Origin of the sequence: Streptomyces scabichelini (assembly GCF_011045015.1) — a bacterium.
Lineage (GTDB): Bacteria > Actinomycetota > Actinomycetes > Streptomycetales > Streptomycetaceae > Streptomyces > Streptomyces scabichelini.
In genome coordinates this window covers 11710-23362 of sequence record NZ_JAAKZY010000006.1, presented here as the reverse complement: position 1 = coordinate 23362, position 11653 = coordinate 11710, and the positions used below count along the sequence as shown (strand labels likewise).

The following is an 11653-nucleotide window of genomic DNA, read 5'->3' as shown; positions in this document are numbered from 1 at the left end:
CCCGCACCACCGAACAGCACGCGAACACCTTCCAGCCGGAGCACCGGATGGCACACGAACCACGTCAAGACATAAAGAGGTACGACATGCGCAGAATCGCGCTGACAGGGGCAGCTCTGACCCTGGTGTCCGTGACGGCGTGCAGCGGCGGCTCCGGCAACGCGCCCGCCGCCGGCTCGAACGGGACACTCACGCTCGCGATCGGAAACGCGGCCACCCCCTGGGACCTGTCGACAGCGGTCCTGGGCGACAACATCCAGTACTACGAGCCGGTGTTCGACTCGTTGGTCCACCTGGACGCGCAGGCCAATCCGAAGCCGAACCTCGCGACCTCCTGGTCCTACGACAAGACCCGCACCGTTCTGACGATGAAGCTCAGGAGCGCGGTGAAGTTCACCGACGGCACCGCCCTCGACGCCGCCGCGGTGAAGGCCAACCTCATGCACACCAAGGAGGGTGCGAACGAGGCGGCCGGCAAGCTGAACGCGATCACCTCGGTCGACGCCGTGGACTCCACGACGGTCGCCATCCACCTGTCGGCCCCGGATCCCCAGCTCGTCGCGAGCCTCGGCGATCCGTCGGGGATGATCGCCAGCCCGAAGAACCTGGAGGCGAAGGGCGGACCGGTCGGTTCGGGCCCGTACGTCCTGGACAAGGGCGCGACGACCAACGGCAGCACGTACACCTTCACTCGGAACGCCGACTACTGGAACAAGAAGGCATACCCCTTCAACAAGATCGTCATCAGGAACATCAGCGATCCGACCGCGCGTCTGAACGCGCTGCTGGCGGGGCAGGTGGACTGGGCCCGGATCACTCCCCAGACCGCAAGTCAGGTCAAGGGCCGGGGACTTGAGGTGAAGGCACACCCGGACAGCGTCGAGGGCCTCTACATCTGGGACCGCGCCGGGAAGATCGTGCCGGCCCTGGGCAAGGTGAAGGTCCGGCAGGCCCTTAACTACGCCTTCGACCGCGAGTCGATCGTCAAGAAGGTCAACCTCGGCTACGCCACGGCGACTTCGCAGATGGCCACCGAGGGAAGCAGCTGGTACGACAAGTCGCTGGAGAAGAACTATCCGTACGACCCTGCGAAGGCGAAGAAGCTGCTCGCCGAGGCCGGATACCCGAACGGCTTCACCGTGACCATGCCCGACGTCTCGTCGGTCGCGCCCGGCCAACAGGCCGTCATGACGCAGTCGTTGCAGGACATCGGCATCAAGGTCAAGGTCGACAAGATTCCGTTCACCGAGCTGTTCTCCGCCCTCCAGTCGGGGAAGTACGCGATGTCCTGGTTCAAGCTCCAGTCGGGACAGCCCTGGGACTTCATCCAGAGCGAACTCACCAAGGACGCCGCCTGGAACCCCGCCAAGGACTTCGACCCCAGCCTCAACTCGGTGATCGGCAAGGCCCAGAAGGCGACCGGCAGTACCCAGACCGACGCGTTCCGCGAGATCAACGCGTATCTCCAGACGAACGCGTTCAACGCCCCGTGGGACGTCCTGGACGCCGTGCAGGGGAACTCGAAGAAGATCAAGGTGACGCCCCGGTCGTACGTGTCGGCCGTGCCGATCCGCAACATGGCCCCCGCGTCCTGACCAGGGAATTGCGATGCTGACCTTTCTCGTTCGCCGCGTCCTGGCCGGCCTGGTGCTCCTCTATGTGCTCGCGACGGCGGCCTTCGCGATGATGAGCCTCACCGGGGCCGACGCCGCGCGCAACATCGCGGGGCAGATGGCCACCCAGGATCAAGTGGCCGCCAAATCCCAGGAGTTGGGCTTGGACCGGCCCTGGCTCTCGCAGTACGGCGACTGGCTCGGCCATGCCGTGCGCGGTGACTTCGGAGCGTCCTGGTTCAGTGGTGAGCCGGTCTCCTCCAGCCTGGTGCTGAAGGTGCCGGTGACCCTGTCGGTCGTGGTCGCAGGACTGATCCTGGCCACGGTGCTCAGCGTCGTGCTCGGCGTCGCCGCCGCCGTCCGCCGCGGGTGGCTCGACCGGCTGGTCCAGCTGACGGCGATCACCGGGTACGCGGTGCCCGGCTTCCTGATGGCGCTGCTCCTGTCCGCGACGCTCGCGGTCGAACTGGGCTGGCTCCCGGCGACCGGATACGTACCGCTGTCGACGTCCCTGTCCGGCTGGTTCCGGTCGATCACCCTGCCGGCGATCTCGCTCTCCATCGGTGCGATCGCGGCGACGGCCCAGCAGGTGCGCGGCTCGGTGATCGACGTGCTGCGCCAGGACTTCGTACGGACGCTGCGCAGCCGGGGGCTGAGCGAGCGCCGCGTGCTGTTCCGGCATGTGCTGCGCAACGCGGCGCCGCCCGCTCTGACGGTCCTGTCGCTGCAGTTCATCGGCCTGGTCGGCGGCGCCGTCATCATCGAGAAGGTGTTCGGGCTCCCCGGGGTCGGTTCGGCCGCGGTCGAGGCGACGGTCAACGGCGACACCCCGCTGGTCATGGGGGTCGTGGTCTATCTGGTGTTCATCGTCGTGGCGGTCAACCTCCTGGTCGACTTCGCCTACGGCTGGCTCAACCCGAAGGTGCGCGTGCGATGACTGTCCCTGGTACGGAAGACATGCCCGACAAGCCGGCCACGGCCACCGACACCGCGGGCCCGCTCCCCCGACGCAGCAACCTCCTGCGCCGACTGCTGCGCAACCCCGTGGCCGTCGGGTGCCTGGTGGTCCTCGCGCTCGTCGTCCTGGCGAGCGTCTGCGCCCCGCTGCTCACGTCGAACAGTCCCACCCGGTCGTCGCTGAACGACGCGTTCGCCCCGCCGGGCGGCAGCCACCCGCTGGGCGCCGACAGCGTCGGCCGGGACATCCTCGCGCAGCTCCTCCACGGAGGCCGCGTCAGCCTTCTCGGCGGATTCATCGCGGTCGCCGTCGCCCTGCTGATCGGCGTTCCGGCCGGGCTGCTGAGCGGCTACTACCGCGGCCGGCTCGACGCCGTCCTCAGCTGGCTGGCCAACCTCGTGATGGCCGCACCGGCGATCATGGTGCTGCTGGTCGCGATCGCGGCGATCGGCCCGAACGCCAACGCGGCGATGGCGGTGCTCGGCGTCATCCTCGCGCCGGGCGTCTTCCGCCTCGTACGGGCCTCGGTGACATCGGTGCGGGAGGAGCTGTACGTGGACGCGGCCCGGGTCTCGGGCCTGAGCGACCTGCGCATCGTGCGCCGGCACATCCTGCCGGTCGTGCAGGCGCCCACGATCATCCAGTCGGCGCAGATGTTCGGCGTCGCCGTCGTCATCCAGGCGGGCATCGAGTTCCTCGGCCTCGGCTCACCGAGTCAGGCCAGCTGGGGAGCGATGCTCAACGACGCGTTCGCCAACCTCTACACCAGGCCCACTCTCCTGCTGGCGCCCGGTATCGCCATCGTCATCACCGTCGCCTCGCTCGGGCTGCTCGCCAACGCCCTGCGCGACGCGCTGCTGGAGAGCGGGAGCGCGGCGCCCGCCCGGCGAACGAAGACGCCACGAGTGACCGTGCCCACCGACGAGCCCACCTCTGAGGAGGCCGACGCCTCCGAGGGCGGCGACGACCTCCTGACCGTACGGAACCTGCGGGTGACGTATCCCGGCCCCGCGGGCGAATCCACGGTGGTCGACGGTGTGTCGCTGAGCGTGCGCCGCGGCGAGGTCGTCGGGCTGGTCGGCGAGTCCGGTTCGGGCAAGAGCCAGACGGCCTTCTCCGTGCTCGGTCTGCTGCCGCCCGAGGCCCGGCGCGAGGCCGACCGGATCTCCTTCGACGGACAGGACCTGCGACGCCTCGGCCGCAAGGGCATGAACTCGCTGCGGGGCAGCCGGATCGCGTACGTCCCCCAGGAGCCGATGTCCAACCTCGACCCGTCGTTCCGCATCGGCACACAGCTCGCCGACCCGATGCGTCTGCACCTGAAGATCTCCGCGGGCGAGGCACGGAAGCGGGCCCTCGCCCTGCTGGAGCGCGTCGGGATCGCCGAGCCGGAGCGCGTGTACGACTCGTATCCCCATCAGATCTCCGGCGGCATGGCACAGCGTGTACTGATCGCCGGTGCGGTGTCGTGCGACCCCGACCTGCTGATCGCCGACGAGCCGACCACCGCCCTTGACGTCACCGTGCAGGCCGAAGTGCTGGATCTGCTCAGGGAGTTGCAGCAGGAGCGGCGAATGGGCCTGGTCCTGGTGACCCACAACTTCGGTGTGGTCGCCGACATCTGCGACCGCGTCGTGGTCATGCAGACGGGCCGCGTCGTCGAGTCGGCTCCGGTACGGGAGCTGTTCGCCGACCCGCAACACCCGTACACCCGGATGCTGCTGGCGTCGACGCTGGAGGACGCCCCGCTGCGTACGCCCCTGCCGGACGTCCCGTCCGCCCCCGCGACCCTGGAGGAGAAGGTATGACCGCGCTACCCGCTTCCGAGTCACCTGCCGCCTCCGAAACGAGTGGGAACATGCTGGAGATCGACGGTGTGGTCGTGGACTATCCGGCCAAGGGCTGGCGCAAGCCGCCGTTCCGGGCACTGCACGGCGTCTCCCTCGGCATCAGGGCGGGCGAGACGGTCGGCCTGGTCGGCGAGTCCGGGTCTGGGAAGACGACGCTCGGGCGCGCGGTGCTGGGTCTGGCCCCTGTGACGCAGGGCGAGATCCGCTATGCGGGCCAGGTGATCTCGAACCTGGCCGGGCGCGAGCGGCGCGCGCTCAGCGACGACATCCAGGTGGTCTTCCAGGATCCGTACACCTCGCTCAATCCCGCGATGACCGTCAACGACATCCTCACCGAGCCGCTGCTGGTCGCCGGCACCGCTCGCGAGGCCGCCGACGCCCGCGTCCGCGCACTGCTCGACGACGTCCGGCTGCCGGCCGACGCCGCCGGGCGGCTGCCCCGCGAGTTCTCGGGCGGGCAGCGCCAGCGCATCGCGATCGCGCGGGCGCTGTGCCGCGATCCCCGGCTGATCGTCTGCGACGAACCGGTCAGCGCCCTCGACCTGTCCACCCAGTCCCGGGTGCTTGACCTGTTCATCGAGATCCAACAGCGCACGGGGGTCGCGTACTTGTTCATCACCCATGACCTGTCGGTCGTACGGTGTGTCAGCCACCGGGTCGCGGTGATGTACCGCGGCGAGATCGTGGAGTCCGGTGACGCCGCCACGGTGACGGCGCAGCCGCGGAACCTCTACACGAAGCGGCTGATGCTCGCGGCCCCCGTCCCCGATCCGGACCGGCAGCGGGACCGCCGTGAGCAGCGGCGGAGTCTCACATCAGCGCAGGGAGGCTGACGGTGCCCACCGCATACGGATTCACCCGGTACGGCGGCCCGGAGGTGCAGCGCTTCCTCGATCTGCCGAGGCCCGTCCCCGGACCGGGTGAGCTGCTCGTCGAGGTGTACGCGGCGGGGGTGAACCCGGTGGACTGGAAGGTCCGGGAGGGCATGCACCGCGCCTTTCTCCCTCTTGAGATGCCGGCCGTTCTCGGCCGCGAGGTCGCGGGCGTGGTCGAGCAACTCGGCGAAGGCGTCGACGAGTTCGCCGTCGGAGACCCGGTCTTCGGCACCAGCGCCAGAGGCTGCGGCGGCTATGCGCGGTTCGCGCTCCTGACCGCCGACCGGACGGCACCGAAGCCCGCCGCGCTGTCCTTCACCGACGCGGCGGCGCTGCCGGTGGCGGCCGGCACCGCGTACGACGCCCTCGGCCAACTCGGCCTGGTCGCGGGCGAGACGCTGCTTATCCTGGGCGTCGGCGGCGGTGTCGGCGTCGCGGCGGCGCAGTTCGCGCGCGAGGCCGGGGTGCCGGTCGTCGGGAGCGCCCGTGCGGCCAAACGCGAGTTCGTCGAGTCGCTCGGCGCGACGGCCATCGCGTACGACAGCGACGACTTCGACGGCCGCCTGGCGGCGGTCCTGCCGGACGGGGCCGACGCGGTCCTCGATCTCGTGGGCGGCGACGCGCTGCACGGTGTGGCCGGCGTGCTCTCCCCCGGCTGCCGGGTGCTCACGGTCGCCGATCCCGAGACGGCCGCCCGGTTCGGCGCCCGTCCGCTGTCCCGGAAGAGCTCGGCGAAGACGCTCACCGAGCTGGCGTCCCGCGTCACGGAAGGCCGCCTCGATCCTCAGGTTCGCGGGGTCTTCCCCTTCGAGGAGGCGGAGGCCGCGCTGCGTGAGGTCGAGTCCGGGCACGCGTGGGGCAAGGTGGTGCTGGACATGGGCCACGTGTGACGGCGTGGCCCGGCTCAGGAGGTCAACGGCCCGGGCGGATCAGCCCTGTCAGGTACCGCCACAGCGATGACCGCTGCCGCGCCGCCTGATCCCGTACGACGACCGTCCCGGCGGCCTCCTCGGGTTCCGCGTCGACCGGCGCCGGTTGCTCGGCCGGCGAGGTGAGTTCGTACCGTACGGGCAGCGACCTCAGGCCGCGCATGAACGGGGAGGAACGCCAGGGCAGTTGGTCGGCCGGGAGTGCCAGGTCCAGATGGGAGAACCGCTCGAACAGCCGGCTCACGCCCACCGCCGCGACGGTCGACGCCAGCTCGCGGGCCGGGGCCGGGCACTGGCGGCGGCCCGCACCCCACGACAGGTGCGCCCGGGTGCTGATCGTGGTGCTCCCGCCCACATGGTCGGCGAAGAGCGGATCGGCGTGCGCGGCGGCCGAGGAGACCCACACCGGGTCGCCCGCGCGGATCGTGTAGTTCCCGAGCGGGGTGTCCTTGGCCGCGAACCGCGGCACGAAGTTCACCAGCGGCGGCTTGCGCATGACCGCCCGGTTCATGGCCTCCCTGACCATCCCGGCGGACAGGCTGGCCCGCACCCCGCCCTCACCCGAGATGACCTCGACCACGGTGTTGGAGACGAGGATGCCGACGTGGTCGGACGTCATGCCGAGCAGCATGAACAACTCACGGGCCAGCTCGTCGAGCGAGAGATCCGGGTGCGCGGCCAGCAGGTACGAGGGGAAGTCGTCCCCCGGCTTCTCCAGCTTCGCCGCCGCCAGCTCGGCCAGCGTGTCCAGCAGCCGCTCCAGCGCGGGTTCGGCGTCAGGACCCGCGTCCAGCACACGCCACATGTCCATCAGGGCGTCGTCGCCCTGCGAGCCGGGAAAGCCCAGCAGATGGCTGGCCACCATCAGCGGCAGCGGTCGCGAGAACTGCGCGGACAGGTCCGCCACACCCGTGGCGCCGCCCTGCGCGATGAGGGTGATCAGCTCGTCGGCGTACGCCGTGACGGCCGTCCTGAGGCGCTTCGCCTGCGGATGGCGCGGGTCCTGGAACGGCTTGAGCGCCACGTCCCACGCCGACCGCAGCGTCCGGTAGCCCGAACCGCCCTGGATCAGCACATGGTTGACCTCCAGGGAGGGACCGAGCGGCCAGTCGGCCGGCACCCGGCCCTCCGACCGGGCCCGCCAGTTCTCAAGACCCTTCGGCCAGCCGTCGTCGTCCTGGAGCACCTGGAGCGACTCGCGGTACCCCAGCACCAGCCAGGCGGGCACACCCAGCAGATCGACCGGCGCGACCGGGCCGTGCCGCTGCCTCAGCCGCTCGTACACGAGCGCCGGGCGCGTCTCGTAGTCCCGGGTCAGCAGCGGTTCCGGGGTCATCGCCTCCAGCCGCGTGTCGTCCAGATCCACGGATGCGCCGTCACCGAGCTGGGATTCCATCGTGTTGCGGCCCTCCGACACTCTCCGTAACGGCGGGCAACCGTTCGGTTTTGTTACTGACCGGTGGGAGACCATACCTCAGGCCGGCCGGGGGGAGTTGTCCGGGTGCGGTATCTACGTGAGCATCAAAGGAACCTCGCCGAGGAGGACGTATGACCACCCTTGCCGATCCCGTTCCCGGCGGGCGCCCGGGCGACGTCGAGCGGGCCACCGCGCTGAGCGCGGAGCTGTCCGGGCGGGACGTACACGGTGTCGTCCTGTCCTACGTCGACACCGCGGGCATCGGCCGGGTGAAGACGATCCCGCCGGCCAGGCTCGCCTCGGCCGCCGCGTGGGGCGTCGGCATGTCACCGGTGTTCGACACCTTCCTGGCGAACGACTCCATCGTCACCACGGACGTGCTCGGCTCACCGGACGGCGACCTTCGCCTCTACCCCGACCTCGACCACCTGGTCGTCCTGTCCGGACAGCCCGGCTGGGCATGGGCCCCGGTGGACCGCATCACCCAGGAGGGCGATCGGCACCCTGGGTGCAGCCGCACCTTCCTGCGCCGGATCGTCGGCGACGCCGCCGAGCGCCACGGGATCACCTTCAAGGCGAGCATCGAGATCGAGTGGTCGTTCGGTCAGGGAGCGATCGGTCGGGGATCAGTCGGTCACGGATCGGTCGTTCAGAGGTCAGCCCTCGACGACGACTTCGTTCCCGCGGCCTCCGGCCCGGCCTACAGCGCCACCCGACAGGTCGAACTGAGCGACTGCACCGCCGAGTTGATGGCCGCACTCGCGGCCCAGGGCGTGGACGTCGACCAGCTCCACCCCGAGTACGCGGCGGGTCAGTTCGAGATCTCGGTGGGCGCGCTCGACCCGGTGGCCGCGGCCGACCGGAGCGTGCTGGTACGGCAGACCATCCGGGCGGTGTCCCAGCGCCACGGCCTCAAGGTCTCGTTCGCACCGGCCGTCTTCGCCGAGGGCGTCGGCAACGGCGGCCACGTCCATCTCTCCGCCTGGCGCGACGGGATGAACCTGCACTCCGGCGGCGACCGCCGGTACGGCATGACGGCCGAGGCCGAGTCGTTCGCCGCCGGTCTGCTCGCCCACCTGCCGGCGCTGACGGCCGTGACCGTCCCGAGTCCGGCCGGCTATCTGCGGCTCAAGCCCTCGCAGTGGGCCGGGGTGTTCACCGCCTGGGGCCGCGAGACCCGCGAATCCGCGGTACGCGTCATCACCGGCACGGCGGGCCATCGCGACCAGGCGGCGAACCTGGAGGTGAAGCCGGTCGACCTCGCCGCCAACCCGTACCTGGCGCTCGGCTGCCTCATCACCGCCGGGCTCGACGGCCTGGAGTCCGCCGCGTCCCTGCCCGACGAGATCACCGGAGATCCCGCGCGGCTCGCCCCCGAGGATGCGGCGGCCCGGGGCGTTCTCCGTCTGCCGACGTCGCTGGACGAGGCCGTCGAGGAGTTCCGCAAGGACGAACAACTCCGCGCCGCGCTGGGACCGGTCCTGGCCGACGCCGTGATCGCCGTACGCCTCGGGGAGATCGCGGCCGTGGCGGGACTGGACGACGAGCAGGTGGCGGCGGCGTACCGCTGGAAGTACTGACGTGACGTGAACGCGCGGGCTTCCCGCGTCGCCGGCCGAGCGGCGTCGCAGAGGACCAGCCCGGCCCCGAGGATTCGATTTCCCCCCACCGGCTGAAGCCGGTGGTCTCCTCGAAAGGAAACTGATGGGCGCCGGACCCGTCCAAGAGGCGCTCGCCGCGGTGCGGTTGGTGGACCACCACTGCCATGGTGTCACCGCCGCCGACCTTGACCGCGAGCGCTTCGAGTCGCTGATCACCGAGGGCGGGGTGTGGCCGGGGATCTCGCTGTTCGACAGCCCCGTGGGCGTGGCCGTCCGCCGCCACTGCGCTCCCCTGCTGGACCTCCCACGCCACGCGCCGCCCGAGGAGTACCTCGCGCGACGGGCCGAACTGGGCGGGCGCGAGGTCAACCGGCGCTTTCTCGCCGCCGCGGGCACGGACGTCTTCTGTGTGGACACCGGGTACGCCCCCGACCGCCTCACCACGCCGGGGGAGCTGGCCGAGGACGCCCGCGCGGCCGCGTACGAGGTCGTGCGGCTCGAGAGCGTCGCCGAGGCAGTGGCGGCGCAGGGAGTCGAGCCGGACGCGTACGCGGACCGTTTCCGGGCGGCCGCGCAGGACGCCGTACGGCGGCCGGGTGTCGTCGCGGTGAAGTCGGTGGCCGCCTATCGCACCGGCTTCGACCTGGACCCGGTCCGCCCCTCGGACCCGGACGTCACCGAGGCGGCCAGGGGGTGGCTCGCGCGCGGCGGCCGACTCGACGACCCGGTTCTCGTACGGCACTTGCTGTGGACCGCCGTGGACCTCGGGCTGCCGCTCCAGCTGCACACCGGCTTCGGGGACAGCGACATCCGGATGCACCGGGTGGATCCGAGCCTGCTGACCGACTGGCTGCACCTGACCTCGGGCACCATTCCCGTGCTGCTCCTGCACTGCTGGCCCTACCAGCGCCAGGCCGCCTATCTGGCGACGGTCTTCGAGCAGGTGTACCTCGATGTCGGCCCGACCCTGCACTACGTCGGTCCCGGCCGGGCGCGGGCGATCCTGGAGGAGGCGCTCGAGATCACCCCGTTCCGCAAACTGCTCTACAGCTCCGACGCCTACGGAGTCGCGGAGTTCTACCAGCTCGGCGCGCTCGCCTTCCGGCACGGCCTCGCGGCACTGCTCCAGGACCGGGTGGACGCCGACGAACTGAGCCTTCCCGACGCACTCCGGATCGCCCGGTGGACGGGGCGCGACAACGCCTGCCGCGTCTACGGACTGCCGCTATCCCACCGAGAGGTCCGAGCCCACGGTCAGGCCTGAGCCCGACGGGAGCGGGCCGTGCGGATTCCGCAGCGGGACGACGCCCACGCAGCGCCCGTCCCGGTCCAGCAGCCGCCCCATGTGCTTGACCGTGCGCAGCACCACCGAGCGGTCGCCGATGGTCAGGCGCGGCAGTCGGCGCGACAAGTGGGCTTCAAAGGCGTGCACGTCAGCCAGCGTACGCAGCCAGACATCGATCACGAGGTTGTTGGGCCCCGCCGTGATCGCGCACGACCTGACCTCTCGTACACCGGCCAGCATCCGGGTCGTCTCCTCCAGGTACTGGCCGGGTACGGACGCGAAGTACACCGCGGACAGCGGCCACCCGGACAGCGGCCGGGCCAGGTCGCAGCGCAGGCTCACCCGTGAGGCGAGCAGCGACTGGAGTCTGCGGCGCACCGTCGTCAGACCGGCGTCGGTCGCCGCCGCCAGGCCCCGCAGGGACATGCGGCCGTCCGTGCTCAGCAGTTCCATGAGGTGTGCGTCCAGGGTGTCCCAGCTCGCCGCTTCCCCCCTGGCCGGCGCCACGGGCAGGGCCGCCTCGATCCGTGCGCACTGGACGGCGTCCAGGCTGCGCAGTCTCCACCGGCTGCCCTCGGTGGGCACGCCCGTCGACACATGCGTACGTGTGGCCCCTACCCCCGGCGTTCCGTGGAAGAGCAGGGTGGTGAGGTGGGCCAGTTCGTTCAGGTCGCGGGCCTGCACCGTGGCCACCAGGTCCCGGCCGCCCGCCATGAGCTTGATGTTCGCCACCGCCGACTCCGCCGCGAGAGCCTGCGCCACATCCTCCGCGGCACCGGGTTCCGTGTCGACCTCCACGACCCCGCTCACCACGATCCGGGAGTTGGACAACCGCGGGTAGGCCGTCACCCACGCCAGACCGGCCTCCTCCAGCCGCCGCCAACGCCGGGCCGCGGTCACCGGGTTGATGCCGAGCACCTCGCCGACCAGCGTCCACGAGGCCCTGGGACGGATCTGCAGCGCGTGCACAACGGACCGGTCGAGCTCGTCCAGCGCCGGCACGGCACGATCCTGCGCCTCTCCGGGCGGCGCATTCCTGCGCGTCTCGCGGGAATCGAGGCCGAAAGCTGCACCGTCACACCGGGTTTTCTTGTGCATTCCACACTCCATTCGCCTTAACCGATC

At 70.8% G+C, this 11653-nt stretch carries 9 protein-coding genes; 7 read left to right on the top strand and 2 right to left on the bottom strand.

Translation table 11 applies throughout. The features are described from left to right. The first annotated feature begins 86 nt into the window (after positions 1-86). From G5C60_RS03135 to G5C60_RS03115, 5 genes are read left to right on the top strand one after another with little or no spacing between them, the layout of a single operon-like run. Entirely contained in the window at positions 87-1595 is a 1509-nt protein-coding gene (locus tag G5C60_RS03135; protein ID WP_165254607.1) for an ABC transporter substrate-binding protein, read from the top strand. Positions 1596-1608: 13 nt separating this feature from the next. After that, complete coding sequence (locus tag G5C60_RS03130; protein WP_165254606.1) at positions 1609-2550, top strand: ABC transporter permease; 942 nt, start codon at positions 1609-1611, stop codon at positions 2548-2550. After that, positions 2547-4379 (top strand): dipeptide/oligopeptide/nickel ABC transporter permease/ATP-binding protein, encoded by a 1833-nt coding sequence (locus G5C60_RS03125; protein WP_420907336.1) that lies wholly within the window; start codon positions 2547-2549, stop codon positions 4377-4379. The genes G5C60_RS03130 and G5C60_RS03125 overlap by 4 nt, the downstream gene beginning before the upstream one ends. After that, positions 4376-5254 carry an ABC transporter ATP-binding protein gene (locus G5C60_RS03120; protein WP_165254605.1) on the top strand — a complete coding sequence of 293 codons (879 nt, stop codon included), beginning with the start codon at positions 4376-4378 and terminating at the stop codon, positions 5252-5254. The genes G5C60_RS03125 and G5C60_RS03120 overlap by 4 nt, the downstream gene beginning before the upstream one ends. Positions 5255-5256: 2 nt before the next feature. Continuing rightward, on the top strand, positions 5257-6186 hold the full coding sequence (locus G5C60_RS03115; RefSeq protein ID WP_165254604.1) for a zinc-binding dehydrogenase: 930 nt from the start codon (positions 5257-5259) through the stop codon (positions 6184-6186). Between the two features lie 22 nt (positions 6187-6208). Here G5C60_RS03115 and G5C60_RS03110 read toward each other — a convergent pair whose 3' ends face one another. Further along, positions 6209-7621, bottom strand: coding sequence for a cytochrome P450 (locus tag G5C60_RS03110; protein ID WP_165254603.1), 1413 nt, complete (start codon positions 7619-7621; stop codon positions 6209-6211). Positions 7622-7773: 152 nt separating this feature from the next. On the opposite strand from G5C60_RS03110, the gene G5C60_RS03105 reads away from it, so the two are divergent. Beyond that, positions 7774-9222 carry a glutamine synthetase family protein gene (locus G5C60_RS03105; protein ID WP_165254602.1) on the top strand — a complete coding sequence of 483 codons (1449 nt, stop codon included), beginning with the start codon at positions 7774-7776 and terminating at the stop codon, positions 9220-9222. 124 nt (positions 9223-9346) lie between these two features. Then, on the top strand, positions 9347-10507 hold the full coding sequence (locus G5C60_RS03100; RefSeq protein ID WP_165254601.1) for an amidohydrolase family protein: 1161 nt from the start codon (positions 9347-9349) through the stop codon (positions 10505-10507). Here G5C60_RS03100 and G5C60_RS03095 read toward each other — a convergent pair. Continuing rightward, positions 10469-11638 carry an Lrp/AsnC family transcriptional regulator gene (locus tag G5C60_RS03095; RefSeq protein ID WP_165254600.1) on the bottom strand — a complete coding sequence of 390 codons (1170 nt, stop codon included), beginning with the start codon at positions 11636-11638 and terminating at the stop codon, positions 10469-10471. The genes G5C60_RS03100 and G5C60_RS03095 overlap by 39 nt on opposite strands. Positions 11639-11653: the final 15 nt, after the last annotated feature.

Bases quoted from the DNA above. Each gene is read 5' to 3' on its own strand.
- G5C60_RS03100 (WP_165254601.1), top strand. From the start codon at position 9,347: ATGGGCGCCGGACCCGTCCAAGAGGCGCTCGCCGCGGTGCGGTTGGTG.
- G5C60_RS03095 (WP_165254600.1), bottom strand. From the start codon at position 11,638: ATGGAGTGTGGAATGCACAAGAAAACCCGGTGTGACGGTGCAGCTTTC.
- G5C60_RS03125 (WP_420907336.1), top strand. From the start codon at position 2,547: ATGACTGTCCCTGGTACGGAAGACATGCCCGACAAGCCGGCCACGGCC.
- G5C60_RS03135 (WP_165254607.1), top strand. From the start codon at position 87: ATGCGCAGAATCGCGCTGACAGGGGCAGCTCTGACCCTGGTGTCCGTG.
- G5C60_RS03120 (WP_165254605.1), top strand. From the start codon at position 4,376: ATGACCGCGCTACCCGCTTCCGAGTCACCTGCCGCCTCCGAAACGAGT.
- G5C60_RS03110 (WP_165254603.1), bottom strand. From the start codon at position 7,621: ATGGAATCCCAGCTCGGTGACGGCGCATCCGTGGATCTGGACGACACG.
- G5C60_RS03130 (WP_165254606.1), top strand. From the start codon at position 1,609: ATGCTGACCTTTCTCGTTCGCCGCGTCCTGGCCGGCCTGGTGCTCCTC.
- G5C60_RS03105 (WP_165254602.1), top strand. From the start codon at position 7,774: ATGACCACCCTTGCCGATCCCGTTCCCGGCGGGCGCCCGGGCGACGTC.